The 18,607-nt window shown below is 53.2% G+C and carries 15 protein-coding genes; 8 read left to right on the top strand and 7 right to left on the bottom strand.

The features are described from left to right. Positions 1 to 212 precede the first annotated feature (212 nt). Positions 213 to 2,936, top strand: coding sequence for an ATP-binding protein (locus tag HJG54_RS03125; protein WP_316433314.1), 2,724 nt, complete (start codon positions 213 to 215; stop codon positions 2,934 to 2,936). A gap of 100 nt (positions 2,937 to 3,036) precedes the next feature. Here the strand turns inward: HJG54_RS03125 and HJG54_RS03120 are convergent, their stop codons facing one another. The 4 genes from HJG54_RS03120 to HJG54_RS03105 form a co-directional block, all read right to left on the bottom strand. Beyond that, a complete protein-coding gene (locus HJG54_RS03120) occupies positions 3,037 to 4,383 on the bottom strand; it encodes a TldD/PmbA family protein (RefSeq protein WP_316433312.1) in 1,347 nt (448 codons plus the stop codon). Then, entirely contained in the window at positions 4,380 to 5,819 is a 1,440-nt protein-coding gene (locus tag HJG54_RS03115; protein WP_316433310.1) for a TldD/PmbA family protein, read from the bottom strand. The genes HJG54_RS03120 and HJG54_RS03115 overlap by 4 nt, the downstream gene beginning before the upstream one ends. A 297-nt stretch (positions 5,820 to 6,116) precedes the next feature. Next, positions 6,117 to 6,986, bottom strand: a complete 870-nt coding sequence (locus HJG54_RS03110; RefSeq protein ID WP_316433309.1) for a DUF6671 family protein — start codon at positions 6,984 to 6,986, stop codon at positions 6,117 to 6,119. Between the two features lie 51 nt (positions 6,987 to 7,037). Beyond that, positions 7,038 to 7,859 (bottom strand): SDR family oxidoreductase, encoded by an 822-nt coding sequence (locus HJG54_RS03105; protein WP_316433307.1) that lies wholly within the window; start codon positions 7,857 to 7,859, stop codon positions 7,038 to 7,040. A gap of 56 nt (positions 7,860 to 7,915) precedes the next feature. On the opposite strand from HJG54_RS03105, the gene HJG54_RS03100 reads away from it, so the two are divergent. The 4 genes from HJG54_RS03100 to HJG54_RS03085 all read left to right on the top strand — a co-directional run bounded on the left by HJG54_RS03100 (position 7,916) and on the right by HJG54_RS03085 (position 11,310). Beyond that, a complete protein-coding gene (locus HJG54_RS03100) occupies positions 7,916 to 8,344 on the top strand; it encodes a hypothetical protein (protein WP_316433305.1) in 429 nt (142 codons plus the stop codon). A 182-nt stretch (positions 8,345 to 8,526) separates the two neighbouring features. Next, positions 8,527 to 9,069, top strand: coding sequence for a hypothetical protein (locus HJG54_RS03095; protein ID WP_316433304.1), 543 nt, complete (start codon positions 8,527 to 8,529; stop codon positions 9,067 to 9,069). 96 nt (positions 9,070 to 9,165) lie between these two features. Further along, positions 9,166 to 10,161, top strand: a complete 996-nt coding sequence (ilvC, locus tag HJG54_RS03090) for a ketol-acid reductoisomerase (RefSeq protein WP_316433302.1) — start codon at positions 9,166 to 9,168, stop codon at positions 10,159 to 10,161. A 198-nt stretch (positions 10,162 to 10,359) separates the two neighbouring features. Next, entirely contained in the window at positions 10,360 to 11,310 is a 951-nt protein-coding gene (locus tag HJG54_RS03085) for a flagellar assembly protein H (protein WP_316433301.1), read from the top strand. Between the two features lie 237 nt (positions 11,311 to 11,547). Here the strand turns inward: HJG54_RS03085 and HJG54_RS03080 are convergent, their stop codons facing one another. Further along, on the bottom strand, positions 11,548 to 12,087 hold the full coding sequence (locus tag HJG54_RS03080) for a photosystem I reaction center subunit XI (protein WP_316433300.1): 540 nt from the start codon (positions 12,085 to 12,087) through the stop codon (positions 11,548 to 11,550). A 323-nt stretch (positions 12,088 to 12,410) separates the two neighbouring features. Here HJG54_RS03080 and HJG54_RS03075 point away from each other — a divergent pair, with 323 nt between their 5' ends. From HJG54_RS03075 to hpsU, 3 genes are read left to right on the top strand one after another with little or no spacing between them, the layout of a single operon-like run. Further along, positions 12,411 to 13,370: a glycosyltransferase gene (locus HJG54_RS03075; RefSeq protein WP_316433298.1), complete on the top strand. Its 960-nt coding sequence runs from the start codon at positions 12,411 to 12,413 to the stop codon at positions 13,368 to 13,370. Positions 13,371 to 13,401: 31 nt separating this feature from the next. Next, the gene (locus HJG54_RS03070) at positions 13,402 to 14,361 is read left to right on the top strand and encodes a glycosyltransferase family 2 protein (RefSeq protein WP_316433296.1); all 960 of its coding nucleotides are present in this window, start codon (positions 13,402 to 13,404) and stop codon (positions 14,359 to 14,361) included. A 12-nt stretch (positions 14,362 to 14,373) separates the two neighbouring features. Then, positions 14,374 to 15,006, top strand: a complete 633-nt coding sequence (gene hpsU, locus HJG54_RS03065; RefSeq protein ID WP_316433295.1) for a hormogonium polysaccharide biosynthesis acetyltransferase HpsU — start codon at positions 14,374 to 14,376, stop codon at positions 15,004 to 15,006. Positions 15,007 to 15,015: 9 nt separating this feature from the next. On the opposite strand, the gene HJG54_RS03060 is transcribed toward hpsU, so the two are convergent. Both HJG54_RS03060 and recN read right to left on the bottom strand, forming a co-directional pair. Continuing rightward, positions 15,016 to 16,194 (bottom strand): citrate synthase, encoded by a 1,179-nt coding sequence (locus HJG54_RS03060; protein WP_316433293.1) that lies wholly within the window; start codon positions 16,192 to 16,194, stop codon positions 15,016 to 15,018. Positions 16,195 to 16,517: 323 nt separating this feature from the next. Then, positions 16,518 to 18,371 carry a DNA repair protein RecN gene (gene recN / locus HJG54_RS03055; protein WP_316433291.1) on the bottom strand — a complete coding sequence of 618 codons (1,854 nt, stop codon included), beginning with the start codon at positions 18,369 to 18,371 and terminating at the stop codon, positions 16,518 to 16,520. Between the last annotated feature and the right edge of the window lie 236 nt (positions 18,372 to 18,607).

The raw sequence follows: 18,607 nt of genomic DNA, 5'->3' as shown, positions 1-18,607 counted from the left end.
AAACTCAGTTTTGCAGAGCGTCACCCTATCAATTAGCAATGAGGTAGCGGTAGAATCCCGAATTCACCTGCACAAAATCTGCTCAGATCGGCTCCAGATTGGCTATAGTTTGTCTCCGGCGGTTTTTCGTTTTTGACTCCTACGCTTTGTCAATTTCATCTAATTTTCATCTGATTAGTTGCCTGTAGCTGTGAAAGCAGGTGATAAACCTCTTGAGCAACTTCGCTGATTTCATGCTGCGTCGTGATGTTCCTTCCTTAAAGTCTGCTGGCAAATGTTCGGGAATTGGCTACTTCCAGAAAATTCCGATTCGTATTCTGCTGACAGTTCCCAGCCTGATCCAGATTGTAGTGGTGGTGGCCTTGATCGGCTGGCTGTCGTGGTGGCACGGGCAACAAACGGTGAATCGGTTGGCGGTGCAGCTCCAGAATGAAATTAGCGAGCGGGTGAGGTTGAAGCTGGAAACCTATTTAGCAACGCCGCAGTTCATTACGGCAATTAATCAAAATGCGGTGCAGCTCAACCAGTTGGAGTTGAACAATCCCCCAGCTCTGGAGCAGTATTTATTCCATCAGTTGCAGCAGTTTAACTCGGTCAGCGGCATTTTGATTGGCACCGAGCAGGGCTATTTACGAGCGGTGAATCGACGCGGCGGCCTGCATTTGCTGAAGCTGGATCCGTCTGACCAGGGCCAAGTACATAACTATCAGCTCGACTCAACGGGTGAGAAAACTCGGTTGGTTGGAACCTTCCTAAAGCCGGATGTACGGCAAATATCTTGGTATCGGGCTGCGGTGCAAGCCAAACGACCCGTCTGGAGCCAGATTTTTCAAACCCCAGACAATCGCGATTTGTCGCTCAACGCCAATGTGCCAATCTACGATCTGCAAACGGGCCAGCTAGAAGGAGTCGCCTCAGCGGGCGTGGTGGTGTCTGTGATTGACCAATTTCTGGATAGTCTCCAGATCAGTGCAACTGGTTTGGTGTTCATTGTTGAGCGCAATGGCAACTTGATTGGTACCTCAACCGACGCCTTGCCTTATCGCACCATACAGCAAAACGGTAAGGTGAAACTGAGCCAAGTTTCTGCAGCAGATAGTTCCCATCCTTTAATTCGGCAGACGGCTCAACAGCTCCTGCAGCAGTTTGGCGACTTTGCCCAGATCACAACTCCTCAGCATCTGACTTTCTCAGACAACGGACAGCGGGGATATGTGCGGGTCTTGCCCTATCGCGATTCGTTGGGGTTGGACTGGCTGATTGTAGTGGTGATTCCCGAAACCGACTTCATGGCTCAGATCGACCACAATAGTCGCGTTACCGTATTGTTGTGTCTCACGGCTGTTTTGATCGCGTTGGGTCTAGGCATATTGGCCTCTAGCTGGATCGCTAAACCTATGCAGCAACTCAGCCAAGCCAGCCAAGCGATGGCGAACGGAGATCGGAACCAACGAGTACCAGAAGTGCTGCCGATTCAGGAGATCCAGATCACGGCACAAGCCTTTAATCAAATGGCGGAAACGCTTGGTCTTTCCTTTCAGCAGATCGAGGTTGCCAATACTACCTTAGAAACTCAAGTGCGTGAACAGACGGCCCAACTGCGACAAGCCCTGGAGTTTGAAGATCTGTTGCGGCGAATTACTGAAAAAGTGCGGGATAGTCTTGACGAAGCCCAAATTTTGCAAACCGTAGTGCGAGAGCTGGCGCTGGAACTGGGCCTTCAGGGCTGTGATGTGGCGCTCTACAATCTGGAAACTCGCACCTCAACGGTCTATTACGAGTATCTCTGCGCTGACTATCCCAAAGCTGAGGGAAAATCAATGGCGATGGACCAGGTTCCAGAACTTTATCAGCAGTTGCTGCAACGGCAGTATGCCCAGTTTTGCCTCACCCAGCCACTGCTGCGGGACGTTTGTGAAGATGCTCGGTTTGCTTGTCTGGCCTGTCCGGTCACCGATGACCAGGGAGTGTTGGGCGATCTATGGTTGTTTAAATCGCATCAGTGGTGGTTCAATCCAGAGGAAATTCGCTTGGTGCAGCAGGTGGCCAATCAGTGCGCTATTGCTCTACGTCAATCGCGGCTTTACCAAATGGCCCAGGCCCAAGTCAAGGAGCTAGAACATTTGCACCGAATCAAGGACGACTTCCTCAGCACCGTTTCCCACGAGCTGCGGACACCAATGGCCAATATCAAAATGGCGACCCAGCTTCTGGAGATGAGCCTGGAGCGGATTGGGCTAACCGAGGCCACGGCTGAATCGGTCTTTCGCTATTTGCAAATCCTCAAGGATGAGGGACAGCGAGAAATTACGCTGATCAATAACCTGCTGGATCTATCGCGCCTCGATGCAGGCACCGAACCCTATGTCCCTACCACCATCGACCCGAAAACCTGGATTCCCCATGTTGTAGAGCCGTTTGTCGAGCGAGCGCAACTACAACACCAGCAGCTTCAGCTAGAGCTAGCACCCGAATTGCCACCCCTAACGACCGATTTGTCGGATCTGGAACGCATTCTCAGCGAATTGCTCAATAATGCCTGCAAATATACCCCGGCTGGCGAACAAATTGTGGTTACAGCGAGCATTGTGGAAACGGCTTCAGCCAAACCAGCGGCCCGCAGCACTGAGGTGCCGAGACGGACTGAAGCTGATCCCGGTCCTGCGAATGGGGGTAGTCCTACCTTTTTGATTAGCGTCACCAACTCTGGCACCGAAATCCCGGAAGATGAACAGGAGCGCATTTTCGACAAGTTTTACCGCATTCCCAGCACCGATCCGTGGAAGCATGGCGGCACTGGCTTGGGGTTAGCGTTAGTCAAAGGCTTAGTTGAAAAGCTGAACGGAGAAATTCACGTTGAGAGTCACTCTGGCCACACAACGTTTATGATTCAGTTGCCGATGGCTAGAGGGGCAGGTCATATCAAATCCGGTTAATCAGCCAGAGTTCGCGTAGTAGAGGCGTTTTGCCAAAACGCCTCTACAGTACAGCGGCTAAATTAGGGCGTTTAGTTGGATCTGAGATAAGTTTTGAGTTTTAAAGCGTGTAGGTGAACTGTTCAACTAATAATCCAGGTACCCAAATGCCTCCCAGACTGCGGTTCTCATAGGTACCGACTTCGGGAATGAATTCCTGGAATTCGGTGAGATTGATCAGGTTATCGCCGAGAAACCGGTAGAGGCTTTCGTCGAAGCGCAGGTTTTCGATTGGGGCTACAAGTTCGCCGTGTTCGACCCAAAAGCAGGCATAGCGCGTCATGCCGGTAATCCGTCCAGTGGGCCGGTCGCTCCAGTTGAGGTAATGCAGGTTCGACAGATATAGGCCAGTGTCGAGGGTAGTCAGAATTTGCTCGGCGGCTAGCGTGCCGGGGGTGACTTCGGGCGAGCGCAGATATTCCCCACCTGCAGCTCCGTTGGCGGTTTTGCCATACTCTTTGGCGGTGCGGGAGCTAATCAGCGTGTTTTTGAAGCGGCCTTCTACAATCAGCGGCAGTTCTATTGGCGCAATTTCGCCCCATTCATTGAAGCGCGGCACCAGCCCCCGCTGGAAGTTTTCCGTTAGGGTAAAGGCTGGAGAAAGCTGTTTTTCACCCCGTTGCAGCAAACCCAGGGCACTACCACCCCGCTGAAGGGCAGCTTCGCTCACGGCTCCCCACGAAAACAGCCCAATCAGTTCGGCAGCGGCAGCGGGAGCTAGATAGGTGCGGTACTGACCGCGAGGAATTGCTTTGGGCGGTTGGGCCATGCGTTCAAGCTGGCGTTTAGAATCGGCGAGTTTCGCTTCATAGGCTACTGGATCCCATTGGTTGCCCGCGAAGGTGCCTTTTACAGCTTGTCCATCTGCGGTGAACAGGGAATAGTCCAGCGAGAAGGTGTCGGTAGCAAACCAGTGTTTCTGCCCAGCCGAATCGGCATAGGCCCGCACCAACGAACCGCCCGCATAGATGCCAGTAAAATCGAGGCCCTGCACCTGCGGCAACAGGGATTCAACGACGGTGTCGGGAGCCAGGATCTGACCCTGGTGAATCTCGCGGCTAGTCGCATTGCCTTCGGGCAGCACCAGATAGGGATCAACCGGCAACTGGGGGACTTCTTGGCGCAGTTCGGCTAGGGCGGTTTGGGCCAGCGGCCAATCGGTTTCCCAATCGCCGGTAAAGGGAATCGAGCGATAGCCGTTGCGCTGGTCTTGCATCAGGGTGAGGCTGAGGGTGCCGTCTCCGACACAGCCGGCCTGCCGCACTTTGGCCGTATTGAATCGAATAAACTGACTCTGTTCACCCATCAGCGTTAGGCGCAACTGCTCGTCAGCTCGGAGATCGGACAACAGCGCTGTCGCCACTCGGTCAAAGGTTTGCTCTAAACCATCGATTGCAATCAGCTTCACGCTCCACCTCCAAACACTTCCACGCCAGCAAATACACAGGTCGGCGAGCCATGTCCTACCCGAATCGCCTGATTGGGTTCGCCTTTGCCGCAGTAGGGCGTGCCGTACATCTGCCAGGTAGATTCATTGCCGACGCGTACCAGTCGATGCCAGAATTCCGGCGTAGTGGCGCGGTAGTTGGGGTTGCGTAGGGTTTTGGTCAGTTTGCCGTTCTCGATCCGTTTGGCGTACTCGCAGCCGAACTGAAACTTGTAGCGCTGATCGTCGATGGACCAGGAGCGGTTGGCCTCCATGTAAACGCCCTGTTCGATATCGCCGATCAACTCTTCGAACGAGTCGGTGCCGGGTTCCAAATTCAAATTCGCCATCCGGTCGATCGGAGGCCGGTTCCAGGAGGATGCCCGCGCACAAGCCACCCCCGGTTTGCCGATGCGGGCCTGACTCTCTAAACTGCCCAAACCGCGCAGCAAGGTACCGGCTTTGATCAGATATTCTCGCGTGGCTGGTGCACCAATATCGTCGAAGCTGTAGCTGGCGAATTCACCCGGCACGGTAGGATTAAACGTGATGTTCATTAGTTCGGAGCCATAGGAAAGCTGGCCGAAATCTGTCGGTTTGACAAAACTACCGCCGGCATAGTTGCGCTCATCGCCCAAAATCCGATCTAGTTCTAGCGGATGCCCTACGCTTTCGTGAATTTGCAGCATCATTTGGTCGGGAGCCAGGACGAGATCGGTCACGGTGGTGGGGCATTCTTCTGCCGTTAGCAGTTCCACCGCCTGTTCGCCGATTTGCTGCACCTGCGACCACAGATCTGGTGAAACAAACAGCTCCCAGCCACCTTGATAACAGTTGGCCAGATGACCATTATTGCTGCGCTGTTGCACAATCGCCCCATCCTGAGCCGTAGCGTTATAGCCGGTTTCCAGCATCAGGAATTTTTGATAGACCTCAGACCCATTGCTGCTGACAAACCAGGATTCGATTTCGTTGGTAATTGCCGTGGCGGTAGTCTGCACAATCCGATCCGACACCTTCAAAGTTTGACAGATCCGCATCAGCAGGTCGTTGATTTCCTGCGGCGACAGCGCGTCGGCTGGTTTGACAAAGGGGGAACTGTACTGGCCGGTGACTTTGGGACGCACGGCAGGGGTGAGCGGATAAATTGCCCAGCGGCTGGCCGCTAGCGCCTGTTGATAGGCCACCTCCGCAGCAGCTTGCAAGTTGGCAGCCTGAAGCGAATTGGTCGCACCATAACCAATCTGACCGTTGACCATCACCTCGACCATAACGCCTTGGGTGGTTGATTTGCCATTGCGCTGCGGCAGTCCGTCTCGCACAGACCGATAGGTGCTAGCTTCTTTCACGACTCGTAACCCGCTCCAATCCGCAGCGATCTCCAGCGAGTCAAGAGCTTTTGATAATTCAGCGATCATTTCAGCGTTTTGTTTCCTTTAAGAGGATGGAATAACCAACAATACAGTTTAGAAATGCAAGATGAAAGCTAAAACGAATACTGGAAGTTGCTTATCGTTAATCGGCCTCCTGGTTATGCAGAACGAAACCTATCAATTTTGGTAAGCCCAGCAAAGAGCGAGCGACAGACCTAAATTCTAGCGAATCAGCCGCACTGGCAGGGTGATCTAGGTTCGGTCTCTGCCTTCTACAGGGGATCAAAAGGTGATTAAAAAGTGATCAAACAGACTGGCTATAGCAACTGCTGAGTTGACTAGCTAGGGATTGCAGTAGGAGCAGTAGGTGGGATCGGCTGTAGTGACTTGGTCAGGGAATTCGACGGCTTGCTCAAAGCCACAGCCTTGACACCGATAAATCACCGCACGGGTCAGAGCCGTTGGTAAGCCACAGAGACCGCAGGGCAAGCCGGCTTTGCGCTCTCGAATTTCAAACCCCGGACGACCGCAGTGGGGGCAGGACTGCTTGACCTTGGCGATTAAATTCTCGGTGGCTTGGCGAATCACCTGCATCCGGGTTGGGTTGTACATGGCTCGCATATCGGTTTCAATCCAGGCGGTTTGCGTCTGCGCCAAGGCCCATTCCAACGCATCAGCCAATTGCGCTTCGGTGACAATGCCTTTGATGATTTGGTCTGCCGTTACTGTATCCGTACCAGCATTCTCACCGGCAATCACCACTAGCCCATGCTGCGGAAACCCGACCCGTTCGGCAAACTGAAGTGCTTCGGCCAGCGTTTTCACCTGAGTTTGGCTAAAGTTCGTTTCGGTAGAAAGGGCTTCGCCGACAATTTCCAATTGATTTTGCGAGTCGAGCAGCAGCACCAATTCTCGATTGCAGGGCAAATAGGGCATAGCCGGGTGGGGACCAAATGCACCTTCGCTGGCCAGAGCGATTGCTGCTCCAGTGGCCTGCATCGCTGCTTGGGCTTTAATCCGGGCCGCCTCTAGCTGGCTGCCCGCCCGCTTCACCTCGCGGCTAAAGGTACCAAACCGATCGGTATTAAAATTCTGAGGCACGACAATTTGCAGTCCTAGTTGTTGCTCTAGCAGCGGTGCAATTACGTCTTCTTTGCGGTGCATCGTGGCTAAAACGGCAGTCTGACTCGCAAAAAACTCTAGGGTAGACATGGACTGATTCACTAGGTTTGTTGATAGCTGAACAAGTTGAGGAGGTTTTGCCTACGGTTCAATCACCGGATGCTGAACCTGATAGCCCGCCGCCCGCAGCTTCTGATTAGAAACCCGCGCGTTGTAAGGGCGAGTACTGGGCTGAGCCGGATCCCAACGAATTGGGAGCAGGTTGTGCTTGCTAAAAATGGCGTCAAATAGCTCGCCAGTGGTGATTGGCTGATCCTGCACCAGGTTATAAATACCCTGAAGCTGCTGCACTCTGGCAAACTCAATCGCGCCGACAATGTCGTCTAAATGCACCCAGTTGCTGGCATCAGTGCCATCGCCCGCCCGCGTCGTGCCGGCAATTCGCCCAAAGATTTTCACCAGCTCTCGACCCGGACCATAGATACCGCCCAAGCGCAATACGCAAACCTTGAGGCGATCGCTACTGGCGCTGAGCAATGCCCGCTCGGTTTCGGCCAAAATTTCGCCATTTTCGTTGGCGGGTGCAATCGATGACTCCTCCGTCACCCAAGCGCCCTGATGATCCCCATAGACGGCATAGCTGCCGGTATAAATCACCTGCTCGACGCTGCTATTTTGGCTGAGAAGCTGGACCAGGGTTTTCGCCGTTGCCAGGTAGGTGTCTTGGTAGAGTGAACGATTGGGGGCACCCACACTCAGCAACACCACTTGCTGATGGTGCAGTAACGCCTGCAGCCCAGAAGCGTCGGTTCCCTGTACCACAATCGCCCGATCCGCCAATTGAGCTAGTTCGGGGATGCGTTCAGGGGTCGTGGTCGTGGCTGTTACGGTCAATCCCTGCTGCCGCCAGCATCGCGCCACTGCCGAACCCACATAGCCACAGCCGATAATAGTAACGTTCATCAAGCTCGTATTTCTTCTAGACCGATCACTTCTTTACCTACCACGAATCAAGCGCCATGAATCAAGCTGCTGAGCGAATTGAATCTCTCAAAGCCGCGCTGACTGGAGCCATTGCTGCCACGTTAGTGAGTTTGGCAACTGTGAGTAGCAATGTCTGGATTCGCAACCATCTCATCGATGACGATACCTGGCTGAGTCAGTTGCTGGATTGGTCCACCCTGCTTCATCTCGGCGTGGCTAGCATCAGCGGCTTTTTGTTTGGCGTCACCTATCGCTATATCGTGCGGCAGGATCAAAATTTTCAGCTTAAGTCTGGTGCGGTGCTGGCGTTTAGTCTAGTCCGGTGCTTACCCCAGCTCGAAACGAAGTTAGATTATGGGTCATTTAGCCTGGGATTGCTAGAGAGCCTGCTGTTGTTTGGCATTGTAGCCCTAATCCTCAATCGCCTGATGCAGCGGGGCTGGATCAAACCCTTTGCCGCTTAAAGTAAGGGCGAAGCATTTGCTGATAGATTCTGTATGCTCGCACTTTAGACGATTTAGCAAATGCTTCGTCCCTCCCCTTTACAAAAATCTGGCTCCAAATTCATGCCAAAATCCGCAAGTTCAACTACCATTCTGGGCATGTCTTTCCTGGATGAAACTCATCAAAGGTTGTCGTAGGCCACATGAAGTCAAATCAATCTCACTCCGCTGCTCGTTCTGCCGTTCCTGCCTCTGGTTCCGGTGCTCCTTCGGTGCCGATTTCGGTGTATCGAGAGCTGGCTGCCGAATTGCAGGCCACAAGGGCAATGGTGGATTCGCTCAACAGCAAAAATCAGCAGCTTGGTCAAGAAAACCTGATGCTGCGGCAGGAGATGCAGCGCGTCGTGCAGTCTGTGCTGAGTCTACAGCCGTGGATCAATGCCGATCATGGCCTTTATTCGATTCCGCCGCGTCCTCCTCAGCAGGGCACCCCTTCAATGGCCGACCGCCCCACTTGGGAAGAAACAGCTGCCGCTTCCGCAATGGCCGCTCGGCTGAGAACTCCTGGAGAGCCGCAGGGCGAATGGTTGACCGAAGAAGCTGCCACCCCGCAACGCATCGAGCAAACGAAAGCAGCGAAAGGCTTGGGCGGTTTGTGGCTCACCTTAACCGTTTTGGTAGTAGTTTTATCGGCCTTCGGAGCCGGGTTTATGATCATGCGTCCGTTTCTGCCCACCAGCAAGTAGGTTTGGCGTCGTTTCAGCCGGGGTAACGCTGGGTGACATCAGTTTCTGTTATGATCTAACACTTGCAGATACACGCTTGCGGATGGAGAGACCCCTATGGCTCGGATGTACTACGATGCTGACGCGAATTTAGACCTATTAGCCGGAAAAACCATTGCGATTATCGGCTACGGCTCTCAAGGCCATGCCCATGCCCTCAACTTAAAGGACAGCGGCATGAATGTGATTGTCGGACTCTATCCCGGCAGTAAGTCAGCAGCGAAGGCCGAGGCCGAAGGGCTAACGGTCAAATCCGTCTCCGATGCCGCCGCCGCCGCCGATCTGATCATGATTCTGCTGCCCGACGAGACCATGAAAATGGTCTACAAAAATGAGATCGAGGCCAATCTGAAGGAAGGTAACGTGTTGGCCTTCGCCCACGGCTTCAATATCCACTTCGCTCAGATCGTGCCTCCCACTAATGTCGATGTCGTCATGGTTGCGCCCAAGGGTCCGGGTCATCTCGTGCGTCGTACCTACACGCAGGGCGAAGGGGTGCCCTGTTTATTTGCGGTTTATCAGGATGCGTCTGGGCAAGCTCGCGACCGGGCGATGGCTTATGCCAAGGGAATCGGCGGCACCCGCGCTGGAATTTTGGAAACTACTTTCCGGGAAGAAACCGAAACCGATTTGTTTGGTGAGCAGGTGGTGCTGTGCGGTGGCTTGAGCGCTTTGATCAAAGCCGGATTTGAAACCCTGGTTGATGCAGGCTATCAGCCGGAGCTAGCCTATTTTGAGTGTTTGCACGAAGTGAAGCTGATCGTAGACCTGATCGTAGAAGGCGGCTTGGCTAAAATGCGCGACAGTATTTCCAACACTGCTGAGTACGGCGACCTGACACGTGGCCCTCGCATTGTCACTGACGCCACCCGCGCCGAAATGAAGAAAATCCTGCACGAGATCCAAACCGGCCAATTCGCGCGAGAATTTGTTCTAGAAAACCAGGCCGGCAAACCTGGATTTACCGCCATGCGCCGCCGCGAAGCTGAGCACCCAATTGAAGAAGTCGGAAAGGATCTGCGGGCCATGTTTAGCTGGCTGAAGAAAGCCTAATCAAGATTAGAAAAAATCAATTTCCTACTGTTTGCGGTAGGGAATCAGAGAGGCCAAGCGTGTTTTTTGCTTTGGTCTTTTTTGATGCTCTTTTCTCACTTCCCTTATTCTCAAGCTTTCTGGTGAGAGAAGCAACAAAATCTACTCGTTCCTGTAGCAAAGTAATACACAATCAAATTACAACACTATTTACAATCAGTGACTCGTCTTCGCTTTGATCAATACACCAAACAATTTCTTGATGAGTTCCTCGCTCCCTTTGGTACGGTTGAACGCAGCTACGAAATACCGGGTGAACCCAAGCAGGTTGATCTCTACTTCATTCCTACTCCCCAATCTGTTGCTGAGCTTGCCTCGCTTGGACTGCTGGGACGCATTGCTGCCACCCCTTGTTTGCTAGAACCCTATCGCAATCCGCCCAGTCTCGCTGAAGTGCGCTCCTGTCTACTCAAGCTACTGTGGCTGCAAGCGGATGTCCAACGCCGTCAGCCCAACCTCAGCGATAATCAACTGCCCCAGCTTTGGATTCTCACCGCTTCCGTTTCGGCAACCCTATTGCGTGAGTTTGGTGCTAGCCCCAGTGACGACTGGCTCCCCGGTATCTATTGGTTGCCCCCCGCCCACAAAACGGCGATTGTCTCGATTCATCAGCTTCCAGCCACCGAGGAGACGCTGTGGCTCCGGGTCTTGGGCAAGGGTAGCACGCAGCAGCAGGCAATTGAGGAGGTGTTGGCGCTCTCTAGGGAAGATCCGCGACGGATAATGGCGCTGCGAATCCTAGCAAATTGGAAAATCAATATAGAATTGAGTCAAGCGTTCGACAACGAGGAGGATGGTTTGGTGATGACGCTATCGCGAGCTTTCTTGGAGTGGGAGCAGCAGGTCGAGCAGCGTGGAGAGCAGCGTGGAGAGCAGCGTGGAGAGCAGCGTGGAGAGCAGCGTGGAGAGCAGCGCGGGCAACAACGGGGACAGCGACTAGTTGTAGAGAATCTACTGAAACTGCGGTTTGGCGAGTTGGATGAGCAACTCTTAGCCGTCATTCCCACCTTATTGCAACTGCCGGTTGAAGAGTATAGTGCGATCTTGCTGCAATTGTCACAATTGTCCCGTCAAGAGCTAATTGAACGAGTGCAAGGATCTGCTCCCTAGATGGAGGGGAGATACAGGTGAATTAGTTTAACTGAATTGCCACCACTCCTGATTAATACGCTGAAACCTGCTGGCTCAAAATGTTTGTTATGGGACAATGCCGCTGAATACCGCCTGTTTCTAAAGAAAATTATGCTTTTGGCTGCTCCGCTCTGAGTTTTGTGGTAGAAGCTGAGATTAGATGCTCTGTGCGCTAATCTCAGCCGCAGCAGGACTGAATGGTTTGGCAGACTTGCGCTAATCTAGTCCGACTAAATTCAGGAAGTTCTTCAGCACATCCACATTCGCCAGAATTGCATAGGCGAACACAGCACCACCGACGCCGCCCAAGAAGAAACCTGCAGCATACTCATCCCAACCTTCTTGGCGCTTCAGGGCTTCGGGTGGTCTGGGAGTGGTCAGGGTTGCTACGGGTGCAGGCGGATTTACAGCGGCGTAGAGGGAAATGGCCAGAGTCGAGATCACGACTAAGCCAATCGCCGAGAGCAGCGCTACTAGCGTTCCCACTTCCGTGAACCGTAGTGGATTGAACTTAGCAAACGGCCCCACCAACCAGTAGCCGTGAGCCAGACCCACTTCCAAGCCGCGTCGGATAGGGGACAGTCCTTTCCGGTAAGCTGGCAAATTACTAATAAACGCTTTGACTAAATCAGACGAGTTGATCGGCGTCGCCAAATTACCAACCTGTGGGTCGCCTACGGAATGCACAACCTCACGGTTTCTCGGATCGCGGGGGCGCTCTTTCGAGCGATCAACCTGTTCAACGAATGTAGCCATATTTTCAACCAATCTGTAGGATTGCAGGCTATCTTAAGCATTTCTCTTCAGCAAACCGTCTGTCCCAAGCCACAAACCAGTAGAAACAGGATTCCACTCTAGGGAAGAGCTGAAGTTGCGCCTCACCGTAGTCGCGATAACAGCCGCCAATTTGATTTGCTGGCCTTGGTTAATGGTTTTAATCAATAGTCTTGATCAATAGTCTTAATCAATAGGCTTAGTCAAATTTGGACTGGTTTATTGCAGTTAGTGACAGTTAGCCGCTGCATCGGTCTGGGCACTCTAGCGGGTGAACGTTACCCCGCCCACGGGTTCTGTGTTTTATGTCTGATCCTTTGCCTGATTCCTTGTCGGATTCTCTGCCTCATCCCCAAATTGCTGCGATCATTTGCACCCACAATCGAGCCTCCTATCTAGGGGCTGCCATCGATAGTTTACTGGAGCAAGAGTTCGCCGGTGAATTTGAAGTGATTGTAGTAGACAATGCTTCAACCGATGATACCAAGCAGGTGGTTGCAGGCCGTTCTAGAGATCCTCGTCTGCGCTATGTTTACGAACCGATCACCGGGTTATCCATTGCTCGCAATACGGGTGCAAAACACACTCAAGCTCCGATCTTGGCCTATTTAGATGATGATGCGGTAGCAAGTCCCCAGTGGCTATCGGTCTTGTACGCCGCCTATGTTGCAAACGAAAAGCTAGCGATTGCCGGTGGTCGGGTTACCCTGCTCTGGCCCGAAGGTTGCCAACCGCCCCGCTGGCTCTCAACCGGATTAGCTAGCAATTTAGGTGCCTATGATTTGGGCAAATCAACGGTTCTGATCGATCGACCTGGCTTGACGCCGCGTGGTTTAAACTACTCGATTCGACGCTCATTCCTAGAGCAAGTCGGCGGTTTTGATGTCAACCTGGGTCGAGTTGGTAAAAGCCTGCTCTCGAACGAAGAACTGCACATGACCGAACTGGCCCTAAAACGGGGCTGGCAGGTGGCCTACTTACCCGATGCCCATGTGGCTCACCATGTCGCTCCCGAACGGTTGAATCAAGTTTGGTTTCTAAATCGAGGCTGGTGGCAAGGCATCAGTGAATGTTACCGTGAACAGCTTGCAGGACGAGCGGGGTTAGGCCAACTAACAAGAGGCAGTGAACGTTTACTCAGGGGTCTCTACCGTTCGCTCAAGTATTTGAATGATCCTGCTGCCCGGTTCGACAACTTGGCTTATGCCTATGGGCAAATTGGCTATCTCAAAGCGGCTGTTGCAGGAATGCTGAAGGCTAAATAAGTTTCAAGTTTTTATTCCACCAACCTAAACCATGAATAAAATTCCTGTTTCTGTATTGATTCCGGCCAAGAACGAAGAAGCGAATCTGCCAGCTTGTTTGGCCAGTGTTGCCCGTGCGGACGAAGTGTTTGTCGTCGATTCCCAGAGCACCGATCAAAGCGTGGAAATTGCCGAACGGTATGGCGCGAACGTAGTGCAGTTTCACTTCAATGGCCGCTGGCCCAAGAAGAAGAACTGGTCGTTAGAAAATTTGCCGTTTCGCAATGAATGGGTGCTGATCGTTGACTGCGATGAGCGGATTCCGCCGGAACTGTGGGACGAGATTGCCATCGCGATTCAGAATCCCGACTATGACGGCTACTACCTCAACCGTCGCGTTTACTTTCTGGGGCAATGGATTCGGCATGGAGGCAAGTACCCCGACTGGAATCTGCGCTTATTCCGTCATGCCAAGGGCCGCTACGAAAACCTGAATACCGAAGAGATTCGCAACACAGGCGATAACGAAGTGCATGAGCATGTAGTGCTAGAGGGAAAAGTGGGCTATCTCAAACACGACATGGACCACATCGATTTTCGCGACATGTTCCACTGGTTAGAGCGTCATAATCGCTATTCCAACTGGGAGGCGCGAGTGTATTACAATCTGCTCACCGGCATGGGAGAAGGTGGCACAATTGGCGCAAGTTTGTTCGGCGATTCAGTGCAGCGGAAGCGTTTTCTCAAGAAAATTTGGGTGCGACTCCCCTTCAAACCAACACTGCGATTTTTCCTAGCCTATGTGCTGCGTTTAGGCTTTTTAGACGGCAAGGCGGGCTACATCTACGCGCGGCTGCTGAGCCAATACGAATATCAAATTGGCGTCAAGCTCTACGAGCTGCAATACGGCGGTCGTCTGAATAAGGTGGCTGATCTGGATCGAGTGACTGATCCGGCTCCGATAGCTGCAACCCCTGCCTCGCTTGATCCCATTCCCCAGCCCGAAGCTTGATTGAACTCACCTATGACATTCACTAATTCCCAGCCGCCTTGCCTCAGCGATCGCGATCATCCTCAGTTCTGCTTCGATCCTAATGCTCCGGCCTTGGTCGATCTGCGGCACTATGATCAGTCCTGGTTTGACCGAGGACGACCCGGTGCAGTGATTTTACTGTGGTGGTTGGTGCAGGCAATTGTGTTCCCCTTGACGCCTCATGCGGCTCATCGTTGGCGGGTAGCGGTGTTGCGTCTGTTTGGAGCCAAAATCGGCCAGGGTGTTAGCATTCGTCCCACTGCCCGCATTACCTATCCGTGGAACGTCAGCATTGGCGACTATAGCTGGATTGGCGATGATGTGGTGCTCTATAGTCTCGACCGAATTGCGATCGGGCAGCACTGTGTCATTTCTCAGAAAACCTACCTCTGTACCGGCAGTCACCACCTCCAGGACCCGGCCTTTGGACTGAAAACCGCTCCAATTATCATTGGCAATGGAGCTTGGATTGCGACGGATTGTTTTGTTGCGCCCGGAGTGCAAATCGGAGCCAATGCGGTGATCGGGGCGCGCAGTACCGTTTTGCGAGACATGCCAAATCAGCAGGTGTGCTGGGGTAGCCCCTGTCAGCCCCGCTATCTCAGGCAGATCTCGAATTTGTAACCCAGTTCTCTAGCCAGTGACCATGCCAAGCAGGGCTTGATCTTGAGCCGACTGGCGCTTTTCGATCGGCACATAGGGCATGTTGCGGTCGCCAGTATAGATCTGAGTTGGGCGGAAGATGCGGTTCTCAGCCAACTGCTCTTTCCAGTGGGCCAGCCAGCCAGCGGTGCGAGCAATCGCAAACACCGGCGTGAATAAATCCGTCGGAATCCCCAGCTTGCGATACACCAGACCCGAATAGAAATCAACGTTGGGGTAAATGCCTTTGTGACCCAGGCGCTCCTCAACGGCTTTTTCTAGGGCTACAGCGATGTCGTAGTACTCATCGCGGCCAAACTTCTCGAACAACTGTTCGGCTAGCTCCTGCAAAATAATCGCTCGCGGGTCCTTCACCTTATAGACTCGGTGCCCAAAGCCCATGATTTTGGCTTTTTTCTGCAAGCAATCGTCCAGGTACGGCTCGACGTTATCAATCGAACCGATTTCCTCTAGCATCCAGATCACTTCTTCGTTAGCACCGCCATGCAGCGGTCCAGCCAGGGTGCCAACGGCCGAGGCAACCACGCCGTAGGGATCGGTCAGGGTGGAAGCGGTCACCATTGCGGAGAACGTCGAGGCATTGATGGTATGTTCCGCGTGTAGCGTTAGACAAACATCAAAAATGTGGGCGGCCAGCGGATCGGGTTCCTGCTCCTTCAGCATGTAGAGGAAGTTGGCAGCATAGTCCAGGTCATCGCGGGGTTGCACCGGGTCATTTCCCTTCCGCATCAGTTGAAAGGCGGCTACCATAGTTGGAATTTTGGCCAAGAGCCGCACCACTGCATCGCGGATATAGACCGGGTTGTCGAGCGCGCGGCGGGAGTAGAACAAACCGAGGGCGGCGGCACAAGCTTGCAGCGCATCCATCGGATGACCACTTTCGGGAAAGCACTTCATCATGTCGCGGATGCGGTACTTCAAGCGCCGATGGTAGCGAATTTCATGTTCAAACTCGGCCAGTTCGTCCTTGGAGGGGAGATGGCCCCAAATCAGCAGAAACGAGGTCTCTAGAAATGTGCTGTGGTGAGCCAGTTCCTCGATGCTGATACCTCGATACTCCAAAATGCCCCTTTGCCCATCGACAAAGCTGATGCTGGATTGTGTGACCGGAATCCCCTCCAGGCCGGGTCTGTATTCGCAGAACGTCATAATTTCACCATGTGCCCGAAACGATTTGAACTGAGCGAATTGAATTGAGCAATCGCTGATTAAGATTGACAGGTTGGTTGACCCATCTAAGCCTTACACATTCCTCTGCCTGGTTTTGTCTGCCTTGAACCAGTCTGAGTTTGCTGGCATGAATCGGCATGATTCATCAGAACTATAGGTACCTCAGGAGGAAATGGTACCAGATGGCGCAACTCTCCAAACCGCTGCACCAGAAAACAACTGCTTAGATGTTCATGATACAAAGCCAGACCCGCTTGCGGCAGTTTAGCTGACCAAACTTAAGAAAGGGCTGACTCAGCAGCTCAATTGGGATGGAGTGTCTTCGCTTTGGAAAGGGGTTTGGTTTTAGCAGCAGCCCGACTGGAGGTAGCTTTGGTCGATTTGGCTGAGCGGGTCTGGGCCGCCTGCGCTAGGAGAGAATCGGCAAAGGCAATCGCTTCCTGGTCTGATTTGCCGCCCGCGATTTGGGCCAGTTCTTCGCGCCGCTGCTGTTCGTTCAGCAAGATCACGCGCACCACCGTTCTCACCTCGGAGTCGGGCTGGGCACCATTGGTGGCTGGAGCAGCATTTGCCTTTTTGGATTTGCCACGCTTTTTGCCGTTGGGGTCAATTACCTGCTTATCGACACGAAAGTGAGAATCGGCCATTGCCGCCACAATCGGCTGGTGGGTAACACACAAAACCTGATGCTGCTGGCCCAACTGATGTAGCTTTTCGGCAATCGCCTGCGCTACTCGACCCGATACCCCCACATCCACCTCGTCAAATACCATTGTGCCAACGGCATCCACCTGCGAGAAGCAGGCTTTCAGTGCCAACAGGAACCGACTCATCTCACCGCCAGAGGCGGTTTCCGCCAGGGGTTGCAGCGGTTCGCCGGGGTTGGGGCTAAACAAAAAGGCTACTCGGTCCGCGCCGGTTGCATTGGGGGCGATGGGCGTAATCTCGACTTTGAACTGGACTTTGTCCATTGCCAAAGGTTTTAATTCCTTCACCAGCAAGGCTTCGAGCTGATTAGCAGCCGATCGACGCAGCTCAGTGAGACGGGCACAGGCAGCTTCCAAAGCGGCTTGACGCTCTTGATAGTTTTTCTCTAGCACTTCCAGCGATTGGCCACCACCGCTGAGTTCTTCCAAGTCCCGCTGAACTTGCTGACTGTAAGCAATGGCATCAGCCAGGGTAGGGCCATATTTGCGGCAGATCTGCTTGAGCTGGACGATTCGCTCCTCGACGGTCTGCAACCGCTCTGGATCGGTTTCCAAACTTTCGCCATAGGCGTTGATTTGCCGTCCGGCTTCTTCCACCTGCGCTAGCGCTTCGCTGACCATATCCAGAATCGGCTGCAACTGAGAGTCGTAGCGCAACATATCCGTCAGCAAATTCTCTGCTTCGCCTAACAAATCGGCACAGGCTGAGTCGCCGCTGTCGTTTTGGTAGAGCGCCTGATAGACCTGATAGCTCTGCTGCTGTAGCTCCACGCTATGGCTGAGCCGCTGGCGTTCCTGTTCGAGTTGGTTGAGTTCGTCGGGTTCGGTCAACTGGGCTGCAGTCAGTTCCTTGGCCTGATACTCGAATAGATCGAGCTGCTGCAGGCGCTGTTGCTCAAACTGGCGTCGCTTTTCTAGGGCTTGCAGAGCTTGTTGGGTTACCTGGTAGGCGGCAGCCACCTGTTCCCGCTGCTGAATTAGGGCGACTCCCCCAAAACCATCCAGCCATTCGCGCTGCAAATTGGGTTGACCGAGCTGCAGCGTTTGGCCTTGAGCCGTGATTTCCAGCAACCGGTCGCGCAAAAATTCCATCTGCTGTTTGTTCACCAGCACGCCATTGACGCGGGAACGACTGCGCACATTGCCTCGGCCCGCCACCACTTCCCGACTGCACACTAGCGTCATGTCATCCACCAGCTCGATTTGCTGCTCGGCTAACCAGGCAATCAGGGATGGATCGAGGTCAAAGGTCGCTTCAATCAGGGCACGTTCGGCTCCGGTGCGAATAGCGCGGCTAGAGACCTTTCCACCCAAGGCCGCATCGAGTGCATCTAAAATAATCGATTTTCCGGCTCCTGTTTCTCCCGTTAATACATTGAGTCCGGCACCAAATTCCAAATCGAGCTGGTCAACCAGGGCAAAGTTTTCAATCTGAAGGGAAATCAGCATGAATCAATCACGACGGAGTAGTAGAGCCAAGACACTCATCTATCAGTTTAGTGGTTGACTTTGCTTTTCAATCACTCCTAAGGTGAAAGCGACAACCAGATCTAGCCCTGCCGCTCCTCTACCCTTCAGCCTAGCCCGGTCTGGTCAAGACAAGACCCCACTGCACTGTTACAATACATTTACAATGCTTTACATATAATTAAGTCGGTTCTGCGGCAGGTTGAGGTCTGATTGAG

This window comes from Leptolyngbya sp. NK1-12 (assembly GCF_032598965.1).
GTDB lineage: Bacteria > Cyanobacteriota > Cyanobacteriia > Elainellales > Elainellaceae > Elainella.
The sequence above is the reverse complement of the archived record's forward strand: the minus strand, read 5'-3'. Positions and strand labels throughout refer to the sequence as shown.

What these genes read in the sequence shown, in the direction of transcription:
- recN (WP_316433291.1), bottom strand. Translation starts at nt 18,371, where the DNA reads ATGCTGATTTCCCTTCAGATTGAAAACTTTGCCCTGGTTGACCAGCTC.
- HJG54_RS03115 (WP_316433310.1), bottom strand. Translation starts at nt 5,819, where the DNA reads ATGATCGCTGAATTATCAAAAGCTCTTGACTCGCTGGAGATCGCTGCG.
- HJG54_RS03060 (WP_316433293.1), bottom strand. Translation starts at nt 16,194, where the DNA reads ATGACGTTCTGCGAATACAGACCCGGCCTGGAGGGGATTCCGGTCACA.
- HJG54_RS03070 (WP_316433296.1), top strand. Translation starts at nt 13,402, where the DNA reads ATGAATAAAATTCCTGTTTCTGTATTGATTCCGGCCAAGAACGAAGAA.
- HJG54_RS03110 (WP_316433309.1), bottom strand. Translation starts at nt 6,986, where the DNA reads ATGTCTACCCTAGAGTTTTTTGCGAGTCAGACTGCCGTTTTAGCCACG.
- HJG54_RS03080 (WP_316433300.1), bottom strand. Translation starts at nt 12,087, where the DNA reads ATGGCTACATTCGTTGAACAGGTTGATCGCTCGAAAGAGCGCCCCCGC.
- ilvC (WP_316433302.1), top strand. Translation starts at nt 9,166, where the DNA reads ATGGCTCGGATGTACTACGATGCTGACGCGAATTTAGACCTATTAGCC.
- HJG54_RS03105 (WP_316433307.1), bottom strand. Translation starts at nt 7,859, where the DNA reads ATGAACGTTACTATTATCGGCTGTGGCTATGTGGGTTCGGCAGTGGCG.
- HJG54_RS03075 (WP_316433298.1), top strand. Translation starts at nt 12,411, where the DNA reads ATGTCTGATCCTTTGCCTGATTCCTTGTCGGATTCTCTGCCTCATCCC.
- HJG54_RS03100 (WP_316433305.1), top strand. Translation starts at nt 7,916, where the DNA reads ATGAATCAAGCTGCTGAGCGAATTGAATCTCTCAAAGCCGCGCTGACT.
- hpsU (WP_316433295.1), top strand. Translation starts at nt 14,374, where the DNA reads ATGACATTCACTAATTCCCAGCCGCCTTGCCTCAGCGATCGCGATCAT.
- HJG54_RS03095 (WP_316433304.1), top strand. Translation starts at nt 8,527, where the DNA reads ATGAAGTCAAATCAATCTCACTCCGCTGCTCGTTCTGCCGTTCCTGCC.